This is a genomic window from Borrelia persica No12 (genome assembly GCF_000500045.1).
GTDB classification, from domain to species: domain Bacteria; phylum Spirochaetota; class Spirochaetia; order Borreliales; family Borreliaceae; genus Borrelia; species Borrelia persica.
In genome coordinates this window covers 81869-105593 of sequence record NZ_AYOT01000187.1, presented here as the reverse complement: position 1 = coordinate 105593, position 23725 = coordinate 81869, and the positions used below count along the sequence as shown (strand labels likewise).

Below are 23725 nucleotides of genomic sequence, written 5' to 3'. Positions count from 1 at the left end.
CTGCCTTTAAGAATAAGATCAATACAAGAATCATATTATTAAATATTTTTCATTAAATTACTAACTTTATCTGCAATTTTACCACGCAAATCAGACAATGATGCACTAATCAAATCTTAATATCATTACAATTTTTACATTTTATGCACGACAAAGTAGCTCATTTATGAAAAGCATAACAATAAATTACTTAACTTTCTTTAATTCACTCACACTATTATCAATTTGAATCACTAAATTTTTAAGCTCATTATTAATCACACAAATTCGACCGGCATTACATTTATGCTGTTCAAAATCCAAAGTTAAGATGGTAATTGGTATCAATCTATTTGCAATATGCTCTAAAGAATCAATACCAAAATTTGCCGCTGAGTTTATTATATCTTTAAGCAATATTACAAGCTCTTCTTTATACTTAAGCATATCCTCCAATGCAAATCTAATACCATCAAGACCTTTTATATCATCACTATTCTTAATTTTCACCAAATTAGCATCATTTAAAATACGACCTCTTCTATCTACAACACTATAAATACTACCTGAAATATCCCACAATGCTACAAACAAATTTGAAGCAACTGACTGTATATTTTGATCGGGAGATTTCAATAAATTTGCTACGATCACCTTTAAATTATTTAAAGTCTTAATATCCCGATTTAAAATAGAATAAATTCCATATTTAACCTTCTCAGTAGTTGACTCCCATGGAAATATGCTATCAAACTGAGTCTCATCAAATCCTTGAGGTGTATAACCATAAGAATCCTTAAGATCAGTCAAACTTTTACGTAATGCAGAATAAGCCTCTAAAGCAGTAGAACTGCTTTTTTTATCAAGCTCGCTCAATACTTTTAAATCAACATATTGTGAAGAATCATCAGCATTAGATGAACCTCCCCTTCCCAATGGACACTTCACAATCAAAATACTAATCACCAAGACTATAATCAATATACAATATTTCAACTTCATTAACATTCCCCCTTTAAACTTTTGAATTACAATTAACACCATACACACTAAGCATAATTACATTATTTAATTTAATATATCTTTATACTTATAATAATATAATATCATTTTAATATAATATTAATAAAATATAAGTTTTATTTTAAAGTAAAAATTATAATGTTGATAGGTTTATATTCTACAGATTTAACACTAAACAATTATTAAAACAAGATTAAGCTTACAACATATGTTATAAGCTTATATTAATTAATAAACCAACTATTACTAATTACTGCATTTATGATTCAAATGCAATCTGATTAAAAAATATCAAATTACAACCATAAATATATCTCCCGTATCAATTGATCAACCTTATGAGCAAGTTTGACTCGCAATAAATTCAAGCCATTTTTAACCTCACAAATTTGAGTATTACATTGTTGATTAGAATTTAAAGGTATTAAATTAGTAACTGTCTGCACTCTTTGTAAAATATTATTTCTATCTCGTGATTTTGCCACATCATCAATCACATTTTGTACTAATATTGTCATCTCTTTCCATTTTGTACAAAACTCATCTAGACCAGCTTTAAGAGAATCAAAACCTGCGACATCTTTACTCATTGCAAGTTTAGTTAAATTAGAAGTACTAAAGACACCCCAATGTTCATTGATAACTCTACAAATAGTACTCTCTGCAATATCTTTTAATTTTGAAAATAAAACCCTAAATTCATCTCCAGATAAATACTCCTTCAATTCCCTATCTGGATGGCTAATAACTACTATTTTCTGCAAATTACGCAAAGTTTTAACATCTCCCTTTAAAATAGCATAAAATTTTTCTTTAAAGACTGGATCATATTCAAAATTAAATTCACTTTCAATGCCACTAAGCATATAATCATTAAATCCCTCAGGCCTATAATAATACAAAGCTTTAAGCTTACTTAAGCTTGCCTTAAATTCATCATAAGATTCCTCTTCTAGTGTCTTTGTTTTCTTTTTATCAGTCTCCACAATTACACTTTGCTGAGAAGCACCTGGTACATTCTCTTGAATGCCTGGCACATCTTCTCTTAAGTTAACTACATCATCTTGATTATTTTGTATATGATTATCCAATGCACCAACTACTAATGGACTTTTTGCTTTCTTTATTGGAATATCCGGTACAACTGATGAAATCGACCGTCTAGAGATATCTCTAGCTACATCTTTTGAATTTTTACCAGCATCACTAACTTTACCTTCATATTGCTTACAACACGATATCAACACACAAAGTGAAAATATCATAATATACATTCGCTGCATAAATCAATATCCTCCTTTTATATACTTAAACTATTATTTTCAATAAATTACAAAATATTTTTATATTTTTAACAAAATACATTCTACACCCATATCCCAAAATAACACACAAATATTAATTATCTTAATTAATATTTATTAATTAAGATAATTAACTTCTTGCTACTCCTACTAATTTTTTTCATATATCACCAAAACAAGCAATTACACAGTACTCAATATCTCTTTATTATTACATTGGATTTATTAGGCTAATCATATATAAAAATTTATCTCCACCCAAGTTAAAAAGACTTGCAATTAAACTCTAGATGGAGTATCTTTTGTATTTTCATTAAATAAATGATAATCATAACTATATTATGATAATGAATTGCCCTCCTCCAGCTTTAATTTATAAACTTTATCCTTAACTTGTTCTCTTAAATCTACAAGTTCATTTTTAAGTAAATGTATCTCATCATGTCTATAAGCATCAGAATTAGAAAATAAATTGGCAATCGGTGACAAGCATTCCGTAATTTGATCTTTTCCATCAAGCATTGAAGCTTTCAAAATCCTATCTTGAATAAGATTTGTCAACTCATTCCATTTTTCACATATGACATGCACATTATGTACAAGTTCACTAAGTCCCTCTATATCTTTACCGGACTTAAGTACAAACAAGTTTTCTTCACCCAAAACATCACCATTTGGATCTATAATTCTAAAAATAATAGACATTGAAAGATATTGCAAAGTATTAAGTAAACTACGAGGATAATCATAAGAATCACTCCACTTTTCAATCAAATGCCTTATCACTGATTCAAATCTACTTAATATTCCCATATCTCCTTTAAACACAGCATAAATATTATCCTTATATAACTTACTATAACTAACACGTAACCCATGCTCAATATTATTTAATATATATTGACCAAATCCTTGAGGCCTATAATAATAGGCCTCTATAAGCTTTTCAATTTTTTCCTGCAATACGGCATAAATGTTTCCAAATACCCTCTCTCCGTTCTCACCTACAAGCAAATCCTCTTCTATGCCAACGCTCTCATCCGGTACATGACTCTGAGCATCCCCAACATCTTCAGCTCTATTACCATCAACTGACCCAACCCCCACACCAGGACCATTTAGATCGATTCTTCTCAATCGACTTATTCCCAAATTACCCGTTGGCATGAAACCAACTTCTATCTCTAAATCCACCCTTTCCCTTCCTACATTATCCAAATTTGCCTTAACTGTTTTACTTGATGTGGTATTTTTGACAGCCGACGACACAGACTTAGGATTATCTCTTTCCCAAGCCATTCTTTTTAAACCTCTAGTACCACTTCTATCACTATCCCCATGTTTACAACATAATATAAATATACTAAATATAAATAATACCCTAAATATTCGCGGCATTAATATCCTCCTTTTTTTCAAATCATAATTTTTACATAAGCAACACAAAATATATTTATGATACTTAAAACAAAATACATTCTACACCCATATCCCAAAATAACACGAAATCATTAATCATTTTAATTAAAATTTATTAATTAAATAAATTATTCAGTAAAACAAAATTTGACAAACCACATCAAGCTATTCCAATTTTTAAAGTATAAATCTGCCAAAGACAAACAATTGCTAACAAATAAAAATACAAGCCTGTCAATACAGACTTGCGTACCAATTATTTACAATTTGTTTACAAATAAAGCATATACAATAATTATAAAGTCAATTTATTGCCAAAATTCATCTCTACATTAAACTCATAAAGCTTAACTCTAAGACTAGAGCGTAACTTTGTCAAATCATCTTTAAGCATACGCATTGGTTCTTCTTCAAAATTCACAGAATCTTCAAAAAGATTAGTAATTACCGACAAGTGTCGTGACATATTGGATGTAGTACTAAGTTTTGATGCTTCTATAATTCGCTCTTGAATCAACTTTACCAATTCAATCCACTTTACATACATAACATTCAAATTGGCTGTCATTTTATCAATACAGTCAAAATCTTGGCTCTCTCTTAGTTTACTTAAATTGGCATCGCTAAACATAGTACCACGCTCATCTATAACTTTAAAGATAAGATCTCCAAGAGTTCTAAGAGTGTTAAACAAATGACGAGGATACTTATATTCACTACCCCAAAATCCAACTGGATAACTTACTATCACTTCCAATCTACTCAAAGTATGCATATCTCCATTTACTGCCGCATAAACATTATTTTTATAATAATCAGTATACCGATTCCTTAAATCATACATAATTCTATCCAATATATACTGGCTAAATCTTTCAGGTCTGTAAAAATACAATGCTTTAAGATTATCAATGCTTGCTTTTAATTCAGCATAAACTTCCTCAGGCGTCCTTCTTTGTTTATGTTTCCTACGATCAGACTCTTCACCACCCTCATTAAACTTTGCCGATTCTGAATTATCCATGCCAAAGCCTTTTTCCCGACCTAATTCTGACAAATCATCTGTTGGCTTTATGTTAACTGATAAATCCAAACCTAATTTATTATGTGGCTCCTTACCTGAACTCAACCCATATGCTTTTCCAAATTGAACAGGAGAAACAACAGATGGCACTCTCTTTCCATATCTCTTTCCTTCCCCGTCAATCAACTGCCCATTACCATCAATATTGCCTCTATACGGCTTGCAACATAATATCAATACACCAAGTATAAATACTACCCTAAATATTCGCGGCATTAATATCCTCCTTTTTTTCAAATCATAATTTTTACATAAGCAACACAAAATATATTTATGATACTTAAAACAAAATACATTCTACACCTATATCCCAAAATAACACGAAATCATTAATCATTTTAATTAAAATTCATTAATTAAATAAATTATTTAGCAAGGCGATAACAAATTGACTTTTTCATTACAGATGGTTATTTTAGTTTTAAAGATATAAAATATCACCACTAAATGTAATTTATAAAAAAACCAAACCCACAATTAGCAGGCTCAGAAAATATTTATACATCATATTTGTATTCCTGATACAGAATACAAACCACTTAACAAATAAATTATCAGAAAGTTGATTTCACAAGTCCAAGTCGCAACTCTCTAACTTGTTCTTCAATTTGATATTGCAAATTTACCAACTCATTTTTAAGCAAACATAGTGTATCATGAGAGTCCTGATCATGTTTTACAGTATCCAAATCAACAATAGATTGCAAATTTTTAATAACATCATCTTGAGTAGCAAACCTTGCCCCATTATTAATAATATCTTGCAATAGATTTACCATTTTTTCCCATTTCTCATACATATCATCCATTTTATTCTTAAGATTATTAAGACCAACCACATCCTGACTATTTTGAAGTTTCACTAAATTATCTTTACTCAAAACAGTGCCCGTTTCATTCATAACTGCAAAAATGGACGATCCTACAATACCACACAACTGAATAAGCAAAGGCCTAGCATTAAGCTCAGTCCTATATGCATCCTCAGAGCGTTTTGTAATCATTACTATCTTCTTCAAGTTATCAAGAGCAACAATGTCTCCATTTAAACTTTCATAAACACTATCTTTAAAACCTTGCTTCTCTTCAACACCAAATTTTTTATTAATACTATTAAATAAGGACACATTAAAATTTTGAGGTCTACGATTATAAAATCGTTTTAGTCTTTCATAACTTCTCTTAAATTTAGAATAAGCTCTCTTTGGACTTTCTGGCTTTCTCTTAGGTCGAGTATCGAGTTTTTCTACAACTCTTTCTGGATCATTTGACAAGACATCTGCTGCCGGCTCCGCACTACCTGTCCCCATCTTACCACTTGGTGTAATTGCTGATACTGAACGCACAGACTTAGAATCTATGTCTAGTTTTTTATGCCCAGACTTTGGAGAGTCAAATCTATCTTGCCCACAACATACCAATAATAAACTAATAAATAAAATCAACATGCTCATTTTTTGCACCAATATCCTCCTCTTCGTGCTTTAATAGCACAAAAACACATATTTATTCTAAATTCTATTCTTACACACTACAAAGTAGTTAACAGATAACATAGAACATAATTAGAACAAAATACATTTTACACCCAATATTACAAAATAATATGAAAATTATTAATTAATTATAATAAATTTAATTAATTAAACATGTTATCCAATAAATTAAAAAATTATAATATTAATTTTTCTAGGATATTATCTCCAAAATCTTATCTTTAATTTGCATGCGCAAACGCCTTAAATCATTTTTAAGTTTACATATTTCAATACCATCTTTTTCAAGTTGAAGGATTCTAACACCATCTTCAAGAATTGGACACGATTGATTATAAACCAAACAATTTAATCTAATTATTGGATTTAAATTAAATTCAATAATTTCCCTATTATCAACACCTATAACAGCAAACTTTACTACCTCATCAATTAAACCGCATATCAAGTCAACAATCTTCTTCCACTTCGTACACATATCCCTTAACATAGAATTAATCTCATTTAAATTTCGCATATTTCCCATAGATTTAAGTTTAGATAAATTAACACTATTTAAAACCTCACCATTCTCAAGTATTACTGCAAAAACAGTATGCCAAGAAATACTACTTAATTTTTCAATCAAAGGCCTAGAATTTTTTTCAAACAGATAATCAGACGTATTTTTCACCGAATGCATAACTATCCTTTGCAAATTACCAATAGTAGTGACGTTACCATTAAGCACAGCATATACACTATCCTTAAAATTTTGCATCTCCTCAACTTGAAACTGCCCTTCAAGATCATCAAACAAAGATACATTAAACCCCAAAGGTCTATAATTATATAAAGCCTTAAGTTCTTCAAGTTTTAATTCAAGATAAGCATAAGCTTGCTCGGGAGTCAATATAACTTTTTTCCAATTATCATCTTGTCCAACAAACCTACTCTTGCCTGTTCTTGAAAAACCTCCTTTGTTTAAATGAGCCCTTGTTACAACTGATGGTATTACTCGCTTTCCTTTGATTCTGTCCTTATCTGTATACCAAAAACCGTTCCTCTCATCGTCTTGTTTACAACACAATATCAATACAAATGCAAATACTACCACACATGATTGCCGCATTAATATCCTCCTTTCTTTTATGAAAATACAATTTTACACAAAAATTTTTTAAATATTATGCATATATGTCATAAACATATATGCATAAATACACAAAACATGTTGTAATTCATTAACACAAAATGACCTAAACAAATAAGTCTATCTAACAATGAATCAACCCAAATATAAACATAATGATAAAATATCATAACTCTATTCGAGAATGGATTTTATTACCATATAACTTTTATTTTTCAATTGTAAATACAATATTAACAATTCATTTTTAAGTCTACAAAATTCATTTGTACACAATTGAAAAAGTGCATTTGAAAGAAAAAATGTTTGCAACTTTGCCAAAATTTCTTTTTTATAAATAAAATTTTTAGTTTTAATATATTTATCAGCAGAGATTGCAGCATTATTAATGATATTTTGAATTAACTTCAAAAGCTCATCAAATTTTGCACGAATACTATTCAATTTGGTCTTAATATACTCAAGACCTGAAACATCATGACTAGCTTTAAGCCTCACTAATCGACCATTACTCAAAACATCATCTTGAGAAAACAAGAAAAAAATAGATCTTCCCCATTTATTTAAACCATCAAGCAAATACGAACCATAACTTTCAAATTCATATTCATCTCTGGTGTCAATCAAATCCACCACTATTTTTTTTAAATCATTAACAACAGAAATATCACCTCTCAAGCTAGCATAAACATTGTCTTTAAAATTTTTATCCTCATATTTAATATCAAATTTATTATAAATTGCATCAAATAAAAAGTCATTCAACTCCCTATCTCTATAATAATACGAATCGGAGATATCTTGTACACTTGACTTCAATTCAGCATAAACTTGCTGTGATGTCTTTAAATCTTCCATCTTTCTGGTATCTTGACTACAAGAATTAAATAAAACATTAAGTACAAATATAACCATAAGCGTACCCTTTTGCGTTAATATTCTAAATTACTCTAATTAAATAATACAACATATTGTAAAAAATAAAACTTTTAAATAAAACATTATGAACTAAATATTATTAAAATAGAAGTTTTTTTTAATCTTAATTAAAATAAATTTATGGTATTAAATTAATATAGCATGGCTGCTATCAACTCATTACTTTTAATTTCAATTCGATAACGCAAATTTCTCAGCACATTTTTAAGTTCGCAAATTCTATTTTCACTTTTGCAAACTTGATTCCCATCTATAAAATCTATATCTCCAATTTCCCCCAATTGCCTAATAATCTCCCTTTTAGAATTATCATCATGATTTTCAATATAATAAGAATAAGAAACTGATAAACCGATAATGAACTCTTTAAATAAAATTGTTAACTCAACCCATTTTAAACGCATATCGTCCAAAATACGCTTAATTTCATTAATACCCTCTACGTCTTGACTATATTTAAGTTTATTTAATTTATTCTGTCCAAAAACACTATCTTGCTCTAAAATTGAAAAAAAAGTGTTTTCTACTAAGGTATAAAAACCTAAGAGTAACAACATACCATCACGCAAAATATGATTGTCACCATAATCGACAACCATGCCATGTAAGTTATTAACCAAAACAGAATCTCGTTTAAAGATAGCATAAATTAAATCACTATCAGATTGAGTATTCCTAATATTAAACCTATCCTTAAGATCACGAAAAAAAGGAATATCCAATATATTAGATCTATCACTAAACAAAGACTTAAAATCATTAAAACTATTGTCTAACTTAGCATAAGCTTGTTTTAGCTTAAGCACCTTCGGATTCTCTTGTAAGACTGTACTCTCTCCATCTACACCTACCGAACTACTTACCGATTGACTACAAGAAAACGATAACATATTAAATGCAAATATAATTATACATAATCTTTTCATTCATCAATCCTTTTTATTTAGCTAAACAATATATCTCTACACTATAAGTTCATACTGCACACCATAAAACATGCTTCACTAAATATATCGAATACATAAATGTAATGCATATTTATTTATATAGAATATAATATATCATAATAATTAACGAAATTAATGATCGCATACCAATTAAATTGATATATTTATAATAAAATAACTATTATCACAATAGCTTTATTTGAAGAAATTTTTATATTCTACACAAATACTATCATCGTTTTTATCTTAATTGCCACAAAATAAAAGAAGCCCAAATTGATAGGAACTTCTAAGATTTAACCAATAAATAATTCTTTAAATCAAAAATATCACAAAAAATATTAGCTATATATTTTAATATATAGAAATCTTACTCAACACTTTTTCTTTTAATTTTCGAATGCAAATTGATAAGTTCAGCTTTAAGTTTACAAATTGCACCCATACATAACCGAATAGAATCTAATGACTTTAGTTCGGTAATTGGTTCCAATTTTCTTATCATTTCTTCTTTATCAGAAATATTTTTAGTTGCAATATATCTAGAAGCAGATTCTGCAACATTATTAATTGTACTTTGAAGCAAAATTACCAACTCATCCCACTTTGCATGAATATCATCCAAGATAAACTTAACTTCACGAAACCCTTCAATATCTTGATTATTCTTAATTTTTATTAAACCCTCTTCTCCAAAAACACTACCATCAGTTACAAACAAAAACAAAATATTTCCAAGTTCATTTAACCTATAGAGCAAAGACCTACCATTACTTGCAGACATATATTCCTCTTTAGTCTCAATTGAATCTACAACTATCTTTTTTAAGTGATCAATGCTAGCAACATCTCCTTTAAATATAGAATAAATAATATCTTTGAAATTTTGATAATACGTATTTCCAAATTTATTTTTAATATCATCAAACAAAGAAGCACTAAATCCTTCAGGTTTATAATCATACGATGCTTTTAGATCATAAAAACTTGTAACTAATTCAGAATAAGCTTGCCGTTGCTCAGATGTCATTGATTCCATTCCCATATAAACAGCTCTTTGTCGATCGTTAGTCATATTATCCTCCTTTTCCTTACACGATAGTAATAGCACAATAGACGCAAATATTACCATACATATTCTTTTCATCAAGATCTCCTTTTTCTTTAATTGCACAATATCTTTAGGTCAAAATTCCATATCACCTCACAAGACAAACATACGTAATGCAACATGACATAGATCAATTGAATACTAATTTGTGCCCAATATAATATAATAATTATTTTAAATAATGGCAATATCTTAATTATTTAAAGTACTAAAAAAATAAAAGTATTTATATATTCAAGAGTAACTAAGAGTAAATTTTTCCTATCAACCAAACTTTCAGTACATTATCACAAAAAAACCCATATACTATGGGCTCCGTTTAATCAACTATTATAACAATTACTATATTTATATATTTTTATATATTTTAAAGTCAATGAAAATTTTTTTTCAAAAATACATATATCAAAAATACATACAACATTATGATTTTCTATCATATATTGACAATTTACTTGTCAATTGTCTATTTTGAGTACAAATTTCAGCATAAATGCCACGCAATTCCTTTTCTAAGAGTACATACATTCTATCTCCATGATGTTCACTCAAAATAGGCAATTCATTTGTATTTATGAACTTAAGCAATGCCAACTTTGACAATACTGCCTCTTTAGTATCAAAATTTGCAGCATCATTAATTATAGTCTTAAGCTCTAAAACCACTTCATCCCATTTTTTAAGGAAATTATTTATACTCAATCTATGTTTATTAAGTCCCTCAACATCCTCGCTATATCGAAGCACTGGAAAGTTAACATCCTTTTTTCTAAAACCATTACATACCAATCCAGAGAGAAAATTTCCTATATAATATAACTTCATCACAATTAAATTCATACCATTAAATGAACTATTATACTCAGAATCAGTTTCATTAAAATCCACAACTATCCTTTTTAAATTATTAATAGCAACAATATCTCCTTTAAGACTGGCATAAACAACTCCCCTAAAATTCGGATCAGATCTATGATCACTAGAACCAAATTTTTTAATAATCTCTTCAAACAAAGATTCATTAAATCCTTCACTTCTATGATTGTATACTCTCTTAACCCTATCAACACTTCTCATCAATGCCCTATAAGCCTCTTGAAACGTTTTTGGATCATCATTTAGATCATCCAAATCCTCCTCCTCATTTACTTGATCATCAGTTCTGACTTCAGGGCCCAATATCACTTCACCATCTTTTTCGCCGTTGAAATTTGGCTCAACCAACTCCTGCCTACAACATAACAAGAATACACTAAATAATAATACCACAAACATTCTTTGCATCCACTTCTCCTTTTCCTCTAATTTAGATATTCAATACTGCAGAATGCAAAATATATTACAAAACGTATTGACGTTATTTAAATTAAATACATTAATGTAATATTTATTTATTTATATTAATAATAATATAATATTTACTTAAATAAATACAATATTTTAATTATTGATTAATTTGTAAAAAAATAAAGATAAAGCCCATATATGGACTTTATCATTCAATTAGTGGATGTTATTATACCTTGATATCAAAGAAAGATACAAGATATAATATTATTGAATAGTTATACTGATCGCAATGCATCTATTTCAATACATCTGACAAACCATAAGTCTTATCAAAAATTTGATTAGCTAAATTGAATAATTCATTTTTAAGTTTACAAAGCCTAAAATCCGCACATGTTTTCTGACTAGTCTTACTAGAACATACCTGTTTAGGATTATTTAAATTCAATAGAATAATTGGGCGTAATTTACTTTTAATACTCTTTTTAAGAGCAAGTCTCTCAGCATCCTTTCCAAAATCACCTTTGATCTTAATATATTCATCAGCAACTACCGCAACATTATTTATTATTGTTTGAATTTTAAGCACCATATCCCGCCATTTAGTATAAAAATCATCTACATTAGATTGAAGTTCTTGCAAAAATTTTATATCTTTAATAGACTTTAATTTTTCAAAAATCTCAACATTTTTAGCAGAGTAATATAAGCCTATAATTTTACTAATGGTAAATTGTGAAAGATGATCTAATTGAGTAATCAAAATATGACCATTGGAATTATCCTCATATTCAAGTTTAGTTTCATTTACATCTATCACTATTTTTTTCAAATTGTTAACAGCATTAATATTGCCCATTAAAGTAGCATAAATATTCTTGTCAGAAATGTATATCTTGTCAGAAATTTGAAATACAGCATCAATATCAGAATACAAAGACATACTCAAACCATCATCTCTAAAATAATATAAAGCCTTCAGATTATCTAAACTTGTCTTTAATACATCAAAGCCCTTAGCTAAAGTATCCAAATCCCCAACAATCCCTCTTCTTTGAATTAATGAGCTCCTAACCGACTGTCCTAATCTCCCCCTATCTGTTTTTGCACTATCACCATTTTGACCACAAGCCAAAAACAAAACCACAAATAAAAATAACACCATACTTCTTTTCATCATTTTTCTCTCCTTTAAGTTTCAATTAGAAACAACTCATATATAAAAAAACTTATACATCTACACATTTACTCAAATAATACTCATTAACATCATGCATAATAAAGCATATTTATACCTATGCTTTATATGCAAAATATTTATGCAATACACTCTATACTTATAAATATACTCATTATTTAAAATAAAACAATAATTATTAAAAAAATAAATTAAAAAAATAATAATATTTTAAATAAAAATAAAAAAAAATAACGCCATATAATATATGGCGTTACCTCCTAATTAATTAGCATCAATATACCTTATACCTTATATCAATAACTATTTTTCAAAAATTTTTTCAAAATTTAAAATACATATACAAATATAATGATGTCAAATTTATGGCGACAATGGTTTCATTAACGCAAAATTCATAATGCCAGATCTTATAAACGAAAAATTACTTATTGCAACACAAAGAGTATTAGTCTCTTCACAAATCTCACTTTTAGAAGCATCAATAATTAACTTTACCTTATTTTCAATTTCAACCATAAGTTTCGATCTCTCATCAACCTTACCAGCCTGATCTTTGATTTCAAGATATTGAACACACAACTTTGCAATATTTCCTATTAAATTTTGCAATTCTGTAACTATACTTACCCATTTTAAATGAAAATTGTGTAAATCAAGAAAACGAACTTTAAGATCTTTTATATCCTGAACATCCTCAAGTTTTATTAAAAGACCATCTGAACTATAACAAAAATCTATAACAGATCCATAATAATCATTTACAATATTCTCCAAAGCATCATAAAGTGCCTTACCAATATTACTCTTGTTATAATCAGAAAGAGTGTCATGCATATCTATTAATATCGTCTTCAAATAACCAATAGAAACAGCTTTTCCTCCCAAAGCAGCATAAAGACACTTTTCTTCAAATGATGAATCAGACTTGAAACGATTAGTAAATTCAGCCTTTAAAGACACAGCTCCAGAATCTCTATGATTATAAAACTTTCTCATCTCAGTAGCCTTTTTCTTTAAGCCATTATAAACTACTCTCTGTCGGTCAGAATTTAAAACTGCCATTTTTTCGGCTTCATTTACATTCAAAGGTGATGGTAAAACACCCTCTACTTTTTGTCTACAACACAAGAATAACACACCAAGTATAATTACTACCATACATATCTTTTTCATTAATATCTCCTTTTGTGCAAAAAATCACAACAAACTTTTACAGTAATAAATTAAATATCAAATTTAAATATCACATCTAATATTACATTTACATTACATCAACCATTTTGAAAATTTTTTTAAATACGTATGCAAACATCACAGTGCTAAATTTATAGGGATGATGCATTTACTTACCATTTATTAATTACCTTAAGCAACTCGCGAACTTTATTCACAATTTTACCCTTCAGAGTAAAAAAATTATATACAGCATCACAAAGATCCCCTATACATCCCTTTTTAGGTGGGTCAGTAAACCTGTCTACAGAAAATGCAGCAGCAATAATAATAGTTTGTGACGCATTTCTAACTGCAACACGATATTCTTTAATCTCAGCCTGCTTGCAAAGCTTATCTTTAATTTCTAAATATTTATCACACCATTTTGCAATCTCGTCTACTTCATTTTGCAGTTTTTTAACTATGTATGACCACAAGGTACCTAACTCTTCCACATCAGAAACAAGATCTCTAAGAGTTTGTACATCCTGAACATCCTGAAGTATGCCTAAAAAACTTGGCGGCCTATAAAAAAATTCTATAACATCCCCAAAATAATTCTCTCCAATATTCCACAAGCTCCAATAAGGCGAACCATTATCAAAGACACGACTAGACATATCCATATCCTTATGAATATCTACTACTATTTTTTTAAAGTTGACAATAGAATCCTTCTTTCCTCCCAACGAAGCATAAACATACTTGTTTTTATAGTAGTAAGGCTCACGCCCAAACTTACTCTTAAATGCATCACTTAAAGACAAAGTTCCAGGTTCTACATATTCATAAAGCTTCTTAAGCTCATCAAGCTTTTTACTTAATTGACTATAAGCTTCTCGCTTTTCAGCCTCTACAACTGATTGTGATGGAGTCTCTACTGGTGGGGCATCTGGTTGTGTATGACCTGGTTTTACCTCATCTGTTGATGGGTCATCTGGTCCTCTCTCACCTGGTTGTATCTTATCTGTTGGTGGTGGTGGCGATGGTGATGGTAATAGGCAAGCTTTTTCCTTTGCTCCACCTGTGACACCTACTATTGCCTTTGATAAAGATTTTGATGATATTTTAGCAGCACTTCTTGACCCAAAGTCTGACTTTTGTTTACAACACAAGAGCAACACAACAAATGTAATTATTACATATGTATTTCTCATTTTACATATCCTCTGTGCAAAAATCACAATCAACTTTTACATTAATAAATCAAATGTCTACATTAATATAAAAAACCAAGACTTATATACTTTTAAGAAAAGAATGTAGAAATGTAAAAAATATTATTTACAACAACAGTATAATCATTACTAAAAACAAATACAATACAGATAGTTAATTAAAATTTCAATAAAAATTGCACTCAAAAAACAAAAGCATACAATACATGGCTTTATAATTTAAGTAATTGGCATCAATATACCTATATCAATAACCATTTTTAAAACTTTCTTCAAACTTTAAAATACATATGCAAACACAATGGCGCTACATTTATGGCGCTAACACCTTAACCAAATCATTAACTTTATTCAAAATTCTATCTTTCAGAACAAACAAATCATATATCTCATCACAAAGACGACCAACACATACCTTCTTAGGTGGATCACCAAACTTTGCATATTTAATAGCAATAATAAGGATTTCTGACTCATTTTGCACTTCGGCATAATACTCTATCTCAGCCTTCTTGTCAGCCTGACCTTTAGCTCCGAGATATTTATCACACCATTTTGCAATCTCTTTTACTTTATATTGTAGTTTCCCAATTATGTTTAACCATCCGACACGGAACTTTTCCAAATCGTCACAAAGAACTCTAAGACCCTGTACATCTGTAACATTCTTAAGTTTACTTAAAGAATCATACGGCCGCTCATAAAAAAAATCTATAATATCCCCAAAATAATCCTTTCCAAAAAAAGCCAATATCGAATAAAGTGAAATATCGGCAAAGAACTTATCATATGCATTAATATTGTCATGAATATCTACTAGTATTTTTTTCAAATTACCAATAAAATCCTTCTTTCCTCCCAACACAGCATAAATATACTTATCTTGATGGCTCGGATCACTCCCAAACTTACTCTTAAATGCATCACTTAAAGACAAAGTTCCAGGTTCTACATATTCATAAAGCTCTTTAATCTCACCAAGCTTGTCACTTAATTGACTATAAGCTTCTTGCTTTTCAGTCTCTATAACTGGTGATGATTGTTTACAACACAAGAATGACACACCAAGTGCAATTATGACCATACATATCTTTTTCATTAATATCTCCTTCGTGCAAAAAAACTACAATAAACTTTTACATTAATAAATTAAACGTCTACATTAATACAACAAACTAAGACTTATATACTTTTAACAAAAGAACATAGCAATATAAAAAATATTACTTATAACAGCAGTATAACAGTTATTAAAAGCAAATACAATATAGATAATTAATTAAAAATTTTAATAAAAAAATTACACTAAAAAAACAAAGCCATACAATACATGGCCTTATAAACCAAGTAATTGGCATCAATATATCTTATATCAATAACTCCATTTAAAAAAACTTTCTTCAAACTTTAAAATACATAGTTTTTTTAGTGTTGCAAATATCATGATGCCAGATTTATGATATCAATGCATTTAACTAATTAGCTATCGCACGAACTTTACGCTCAACCTCAGATTGCGCAGCTAAAAAATTCTTTATCGCATCACAAAGAATAAGACCACCCCGTGACGACTTATTGATACCACACCTAATGACCAAAATCAAGCCACTTGATCCATCTTTAACTTTATCACGATACACTTTCATCTCTGCCTCCTTGCCAGTCCTTTTAAATTCAAGATATTTATCATAAAACCCTGCAATTTCTTTTACCTCATATTGTAGTTTTGTAATTAAGTCTACCCATTTTTCATGCAAAGTTTTCAAATCAACCACAATATCGCTAAGAAGTTGTACATCTTGAACACTTTCAAGTCTTGCTAAAAAATTATCTTTGGTATAAAAAAATTTTATAAAAGGCTCAAAACAATTTTTTCCAATATCCCTAAACATCTCATGAAGATTATGACTATAAAATTGACCATCACTACCATAAATAGCATGAGTTTCATTAATATCTATCAGTATTTTTTTCAAGTTAGCCATAGCACCTTTATCTCCTCCCAAAGCAGCATAAACATAGTCTTCCTCAAACTCCGACTTAACTTTAAAATGCTTCTCAAATTCAGCATTGAAAAATATAACCCCAGACTCTCTGTTAGAATAAAGATTTACCATTGCCGCAACCTTTTTACGTAATTTACTATAAATCCGTTGTTGCTCAGTCTGTACAACTCCCCCTTGTACAACTCCTCTTCCCTGTGCAGCTCCACCACCCATACCTGACAGACCTGTTCTTTGCTTACAACACAAAAACAACATGCCAAGTGCAATTACTAAAATGTATATCTTTTTCATTAATATTCTCCTTCTTTGTGCAAAAAATCACAATAAACTTTTATATTAATAAATTTATACCACATTAATACAATAAAATAAAACACATATAACATGAATAAAAGAATCTAGAAATGTAAAAATATTGTTTACAATGACAGTATAATAATTATTAAAATTAAATTCAATAATTAATTATTTATTTATTTAAATATTTAATAAAATTTACTCTAAATGATAAGACCACAAAATACATGGCGTTATCATTTAATTAATTACTATTTATACACTTTGCATAAACAACCACTTTTATAATCATTTTTTAGAAATTTTTTCAAAATTTGTCAAAAACACATACGCAATATCATGATACTAGGCTTTTGATATCAATGCATTTATTAGCTATTAACTAATGCACTAACCTTCTTCTCAACTTCAGATTTCACAGTCAAAAACTTCTCTATCAAATTACACAAAGTTTCTCCACATACCTTATCACAACTAGCATAAATAACGGCATTCGCCTCCTGTCGAATGTCGATAGCATAATTATCCATCTCACGACACTTACCAGCCTGACCCCTAATTCTAAGATATTCATCACACACTCCTGCAATCCTTTCTATTATAATTTGCAGTTCTAAAACTACGTCTTGCCATTTTTCATGTAAATCTTTCAAAGCCACAACAAGCTCTCTAAGATCTTGTACATCTTGAACACTTTTAAGCTTCTTTAAAAAATCATGCGGACTATAAAAAAATTTTATAACACCCCCAAAATAATCCTCTCCTATTCTTTTCAAAGCACCATAAAGTTGCCTACTAAGAAAGTACTCAGTATGACGATAACTATAAAGACTTTCATGAATATCTACCAGTATTTTTTTCAAGTTGCCAACAGAACCACTCTTTCCTCCCAACGCAGCATAAAGATACTTCTCCTCAAATTGCGACGCAACTTGAAAACGATTATTAAATTCAGCATTTAAAGACACAAGGCCAGGAGCTTTATAATTATAAAACTCCTTAATCTGCTCAACCTTTTTCTTTAAGTCATTATAAGCTTTTTGTTGTTGTTCAGTCTGCACAACTCCTGTTTTTTCAGAGTCATCTATCTTTGAAGTTAATAAGGATAAGGCAAGACTACCTAATCCAATGCCTGATCCTTGCCTACAACACAAAAGTTGCACACAAAGTAAAATTACTACCATACATATCTTTTTCATTAATATCTCCTTCGTGCAAAAAACCACAATAAACTTTTACATTAAAAAATAAAGTATCTCATCAATAAAATAAAACGCATATAACATGAATAAAAGAATGTAGTAATGTAAAAATATTGTTTACATAACAGTATAATAGTTATTTAAAAAAAATACAATATAGATAATTAATTAAAAACTTTAATAAAACATATTAAAAGCAAGGCCATATATTGTATGGCTTTGTCATTCAATTAATTACCATTTATATTTGCACAAGTAACTATTTTTATAACCATTTTTCGAAATTTTTTCTAAATTTATATCAAAAATACACATGCAAAATATCATGGTACTAAATTTTATGGTGCCAATGCACTTATTAACTATCTAACTAACGCATTACTTTTAAGCTCAACGTCAGATTTCGCAGACAAAAAATCCTTTATCGCATCACAAAAAGCACCTTTACACATCCCCCTACTCTGAACAGCAGAAATAATAATATTTGACTTAGTTAGAATTTTGCCAATATAATGAACTCTCTCAACACTTTTGCTAGCCTGATCTTTAACTTTAAGATATTCGTCACAATATTCTGCAATCCCTTTCACTCCATCTTGTAATTTTGCAACTAGGCCTTTCCATTTGAAACGCAAAGTTTCCAAATCGTCAACAAGAGACCTAAGACCTTGTACATCTTCAACATCCTTAAGTTTTTCTAAAAAACCATTCGGCCCGTAATAAAAATGTATAACAGAATCAAAATAATTATCTCCAATATTCTGCAACGTACTATAAAAAATCCCACCATACGGACTCCCATTATAATCAGAAACAGTTCTATGAACATGTATTAGTACTTTTTCCAAGTTGGTCATAGAACCTTTATCTCCTCCCAAAGCAGCATAAACATACTTATTTTGATGGCTCAGATCACGCCCAAACTTACTCTTAAATGCATCATTGAAATACAAAACGTCAGGATCTCTATGATCATAAAGCCTCTTAATCTGTTCAACCTTTTTCTTTAAGTCATTATAAGCTTTCTGTTGTTGTTCAGACTCTGCAACTCCTGTTTTTCCAGATCCATCTACCTCTGGTCGAGATGGAGGAAGCACCGGTTCACCTGCTTTTGCACCTGTTTCAACTGCTCGTTTATTTACTGCTATGTTTGGAGGCGACGGCAAAATAGGAACAACATTGCCTGATCTAAAGTCTGTCTTCTGTCTACAACACAAGAATGACACACCAAGTGCAATTACTATCATAAATATCTTTTTCATTAATATTCTCCTTCTTTGTACAAAAAATTACAATAAACTTTTGCATTAACAAACCCTATACCACATTACCATAACAAACCAAAACGTATACATTTTAAACAAAAGAATGTAACAATGCAAAACATATTGTTTATAACAACAGCATAACAATGACTAAAACTAAATACAATATAGATAATGATTAACTTATACTTACACTAAAATAAGGCCATACATTATATGCATGGCCTTATCATTTAATTAACTACCATTAACATGTCCTTGCATCAATAACTATTTTCAAAATTTTTTCAAACCTTTAAAAATACATATGCAAATATCATGCTGCTAGACTTTATGGCACTAATGCATCTAGCAAGTCATTACTTTTCTTTAAAATATCCTTTTGAAGCTTTCTCAATTCCCTTCTCATTTTACAAAGATCAGTTTTACATACTTGCTCATTCTCATACAAATCAAGATTATTAACTAAATTTGCTTTGTTTATGATATCATTCATATATTGCTCCCTATCATCATCCCTGTCATCATCTTCTTCAATTGCAATATATTCCTCACACACATCTGAAATCTCTCTTAGTATACCTTGCAACGCTAAAACAATTGCACGCCATTTATTATAAAAATCCTGTACCATAACACTAAGATCTCTAAGGCCTTGTATATCACTAACACCACCAAGTTTTTCTAAGGCATGATTTACATCATAATAAAAATTTATAATGGGCAAAACATCATCCCTTGAAAGAGATCCCAACATAATATGAAATGTCTCACCACTCTTATTCGCTTTATACTCATCAATATCTTCATGTATATCAAATAGTAATGTTTTAAAGTCACTAACAGCCTCAAAACTTCCTCCCAAAGTAGAATAAACATCCTCTTCTTCAATTTGTGATTCAGTTTTAAAAACCTCCTTAAAGTTATCATTTAAAGACCAAAGTCCAGGATATCTTCGCTTATAAAAAGTTTTAATATCCCCAACCTTTGCAATTAATTCACTATAAGCTTCCTGAAGTTGTTGTTCAATAGTTTTTTCAACTATTAACGGTGGTAAAAACGGTAACAATTGCTCGTCTACGCTTTGATCATCTGTTCCCTCTGTCACATCTTCTCCACCCATACCTTTTTCATCTCCGCCACCTGCCTCACCACCTGGAGCAACATCCGTTGGTAGTACTATTGGTTTCCCATCAGGCCCTAAACCCTTTCCTACAACCGTTTTTTCAACTACTGACTGACCTAGGGATTCAACTGGTTTAACCTTTGTTTCAACTACTGTTACGCTTGTAGGCAACTTTGAAGACAATGGCGGTCGGACAACACTGCCTTGCTTAAGGTTACTTACAACATCTAATCCCCTCTGACTACAACACAAGAATGACACACCAAGTGCAATGATTACCATAAATATCTTTTTCACTAATATCTCCTATTTCCTAAAAAAAAGCACAATAAACTTCTACATTAATAAATCTATACCAAATTAACACAATAAAATAAAAGGCATAAATTTTTTAAACAAAGAAAATACAGCAATCTAAAATATATTGCTCAAATTCATATTGTTTATAACAAATATACAATATAATAATTATTTAAAATAATAAATACAATATAGATAATTAATTAATATATTAAATTAACATTTATTTTAAATACTTAACATTTATATCCAATATTAAAGTATACATGCTGAATATACATTAAATTACCAATTTAATAAATATCCCTTTTACTTATATTTGCTCAAAAATTATTGCAAGATAATTTTATGAAAATATCATCAGTTTGGCATTAAATGTAGCAATCTAAACATATTCTCCTAACTTATTTTGACAACAAGTACATTACAATGACTCTCGCATACAAACACAAATAAAGCCATATATTGTATGACTTTATCATTTAATTAATTATTATTAATATACCTTTACATCAATAACCATCTTCAAAATTTACCAAATATATATGCAACATAATGGTGCTAAGTTTATGGTACCAATGCATTAACTATTTACATTAACTATCTAACCAAAGTACGAATTATCATCAAAATCAGACTTTACAGACAAAAACTTCCTTATCGAATAACAAAGATCAAGACTATAGTTCTCTACCTAATCTCAAATAGAAGAAATAATGATATCTGACAAACGCGTAATTTCGGCATCAGAATCCCTTTTAAGAACATACTTATCAACCTTGATCTTTAAATTTAAGATATCTATTACAACACCAAGGCCAGACACATTTCAAGCACTTAACTATTTATATTCAATTTTTAAGCGCATATTGCTCATACACACTTAAATTACCGGTTTAATAAATATTCCTTTTCTTATATTTGTACAAAAATTATTGCAAGGTAATCTTATTAAGATATCATCAGTTTGGCATTATTGGCAACCTCCTTAGTGGAATTTTTTTCATCAACGCATTTACTTTTTGTTCCAGCTGTCTGCACAATGTCCTCAAACTATTTTTTAGTTCACAAATACGCACATCATCATTGACAACATAGCAAGGTTGATTATATTTAACAACTTCCAAAGAAGTAATTGGTTTCAATCTCTCCATAATTTTATCTTTAGTTGTCAATTCTGCAGCACTGTTAATTACATACTGCACTCTCTTCACCATGCTTTCCCATTTTAAATAAATATTATCCAAAATACTTACAAGCTCATTCAAACCTTCTACATCTTTACAATCTTGAAGCCTTAATAAATTATCGCTACTTAAAATATAACCATTTTTATGCATAACCACACCTATAAGATAATTTACCATCCTATTAAGCTGACTAAGTAACAAATAAGCATTATCCTCATCATTATAATCTTGCTCAACTGTCCTATTGCGTCCAAATGAATACATTACTATCTTTTCCAAATTCTTAAGCGTACCAATATCTCCCTTTACCACAGCATAAACACTATCCCTAAATTCTTGTATCTCATCAACTCCAAATTCAGCCTTAATATTTTTAAATAAAAAGTCACTAAATCCCTCTGGCCTATAATAATACAAAGCAATAAGCATAGAAAGACTTTTTCTTAATGCAATATAAGCTTTTGTCCTCAATGAACCAATTGTTTCTACCTTTTCAAAATCAACATCGCAAACCTCATCATCTTCTTGCTTATCTAAAACATCTGTTGGTTTTTCCTCATCTACTTTTTCCATCTGAATATCTGGTGCAAATGGTGGTACGGGTGATACTGGTGGTAATGAAAATTTGAACTTATTTCCCCATTTATTTTTTGAATTTTCAACAAGACGATTATCATTTTCCCCCTGTCTACAACATATCACAAAAAAACTAAACGCAAATACTAATACGTATATTCGCTGCATTAATATCCTCCTTTATATTTTCATATTTCCACATCACACATTAAAAAATAACTTGTGATATACAAAAACGTAATACAGTTTACACCTATTATCACAAAATAACATGTCAATTATTAATAATATTAATTAATAATTGACAAATAATATTATGCAAATAAGCCAAATTTAACATAAATTAATATGCTAAATTTCAAAAACAGAGATACAAAATATGAATCGTATTAAACATAGAAAATATAAAATAATATACACAAACACAAATATTAAAAATACACTG

Annotated in this window: 20 protein-coding genes; all 20 read right to left on the bottom strand. The window is 29.3% G+C overall.

Annotation, left to right across the window (positions count from 1 at the left end; all coding sequences use genetic code 11):
• Nucleotides 1-186 precede the first annotated feature (186 nt).
• A complete protein-coding gene (locus U881_RS0106745; protein ID WP_235048151.1) occupies nt 187-981 on the bottom strand; it encodes a hypothetical protein in 795 nt (264 codons plus the stop codon).
• Between the two features lie 317 nt (nt 982-1298).
• The gene (locus U881_RS0106740) at nt 1299-2285 is read right to left on the bottom strand and encodes a hypothetical protein (RefSeq protein WP_024653766.1); all 987 of its coding nucleotides are present in this window, start codon (nt 2283-2285) and stop codon (nt 1299-1301) included.
• A gap of 360 nt (nt 2286-2645) precedes the next feature.
• The gene (locus U881_RS0106735; protein ID WP_024653765.1) at nt 2646-3704 is read right to left on the bottom strand and encodes a hypothetical protein; all 1059 of its coding nucleotides are present in this window, start codon (nt 3702-3704) and stop codon (nt 2646-2648) included.
• A gap of 316 nt (nt 3705-4020) precedes the next feature.
• Nucleotides 4021-5025 carry a hypothetical protein gene (locus U881_RS0106730; RefSeq protein WP_024653764.1) on the bottom strand — a complete coding sequence of 335 codons (1005 nt, stop codon included), beginning with the start codon at nt 5023-5025 and terminating at the stop codon, nt 4021-4023.
• Nucleotides 5026-5363: 338 nt separating this feature from the next.
• Entirely contained in the window at nt 5364-6263 is a 900-nt protein-coding gene (locus U881_RS10970; RefSeq protein ID WP_235048156.1) for a hypothetical protein, read from the bottom strand.
• A 235-nt stretch (nt 6264-6498) separates the two neighbouring features.
• Nucleotides 6499-7416, bottom strand: a complete 918-nt coding sequence (locus tag U881_RS0106720) for a hypothetical protein (RefSeq protein ID WP_024653763.1) — start codon at nt 7414-7416, stop codon at nt 6499-6501.
• Between the two features lie 195 nt (nt 7417-7611).
• The gene (locus U881_RS11595; protein WP_024653762.1) at nt 7612-8352 is read right to left on the bottom strand and encodes a hypothetical protein; all 741 of its coding nucleotides are present in this window, start codon (nt 8350-8352) and stop codon (nt 7612-7614) included.
• A gap of 155 nt (nt 8353-8507) precedes the next feature.
• On the bottom strand, nt 8508-9302 hold the full coding sequence (locus U881_RS0106710) for a hypothetical protein (RefSeq protein ID WP_024653761.1): 795 nt from the start codon (nt 9300-9302) through the stop codon (nt 8508-8510).
• Nucleotides 9303-9693: 391 nt separating this feature from the next.
• Nucleotides 9694-10470 (bottom strand): hypothetical protein, encoded by a 777-nt coding sequence (locus U881_RS0106705; RefSeq protein ID WP_024653760.1) that lies wholly within the window; start codon nt 10468-10470, stop codon nt 9694-9696.
• A gap of 387 nt (nt 10471-10857) precedes the next feature.
• A complete protein-coding gene (locus U881_RS0106700) occupies nt 10858-11718 on the bottom strand; it encodes a hypothetical protein (RefSeq protein WP_024653759.1) in 861 nt (286 codons plus the stop codon).
• A gap of 301 nt (nt 11719-12019) precedes the next feature.
• A complete protein-coding gene (locus tag U881_RS0106695; protein WP_024653758.1) occupies nt 12020-12904 on the bottom strand; it encodes a hypothetical protein in 885 nt (294 codons plus the stop codon).
• 381 nt (nt 12905-13285) lie between these two features.
• Nucleotides 13286-14098 (bottom strand): hypothetical protein, encoded by an 813-nt coding sequence (locus U881_RS0106690; protein ID WP_024653757.1) that lies wholly within the window; start codon nt 14096-14098, stop codon nt 13286-13288.
• 173 nt (nt 14099-14271) lie between these two features.
• Nucleotides 14272-15297, bottom strand: coding sequence for a hypothetical protein (locus U881_RS0106685; RefSeq protein WP_024653756.1), 1026 nt, complete (start codon nt 15295-15297; stop codon nt 14272-14274).
• A 334-nt stretch (nt 15298-15631) separates the two neighbouring features.
• The gene (locus tag U881_RS0106680; protein ID WP_024653755.1) at nt 15632-16417 is read right to left on the bottom strand and encodes a hypothetical protein; all 786 of its coding nucleotides are present in this window, start codon (nt 16415-16417) and stop codon (nt 15632-15634) included.
• A gap of 376 nt (nt 16418-16793) precedes the next feature.
• Nucleotides 16794-17615, bottom strand: coding sequence for a hypothetical protein (locus U881_RS0106675; RefSeq protein WP_024653754.1), 822 nt, complete (start codon nt 17613-17615; stop codon nt 16794-16796).
• A gap of 377 nt (nt 17616-17992) precedes the next feature.
• The gene (locus U881_RS0106670) at nt 17993-18820 is read right to left on the bottom strand and encodes a hypothetical protein (protein WP_024653753.1); all 828 of its coding nucleotides are present in this window, start codon (nt 18818-18820) and stop codon (nt 17993-17995) included.
• Nucleotides 18821-19185: 365 nt separating this feature from the next.
• Entirely contained in the window at nt 19186-20085 is a 900-nt protein-coding gene (locus U881_RS0106665; RefSeq protein ID WP_024653752.1) for a hypothetical protein, read from the bottom strand.
• Between the two features lie 334 nt (nt 20086-20419).
• The gene (locus U881_RS0106660) at nt 20420-21511 is read right to left on the bottom strand and encodes a hypothetical protein (RefSeq protein ID WP_024653751.1); all 1092 of its coding nucleotides are present in this window, start codon (nt 21509-21511) and stop codon (nt 20420-20422) included.
• 703 nt (nt 21512-22214) lie between these two features.
• A complete protein-coding gene (locus U881_RS13560; RefSeq protein ID WP_268744158.1) occupies nt 22215-22340 on the bottom strand; it encodes a hypothetical protein in 126 nt (41 codons plus the stop codon).
• 136 nt (nt 22341-22476) lie between these two features.
• On the bottom strand, nt 22477-23448 hold the full coding sequence (locus tag U881_RS0106650) for a hypothetical protein (protein ID WP_024653750.1): 972 nt from the start codon (nt 23446-23448) through the stop codon (nt 22477-22479).
• Between the last annotated feature and the right edge of the window lie 277 nt (nt 23449-23725).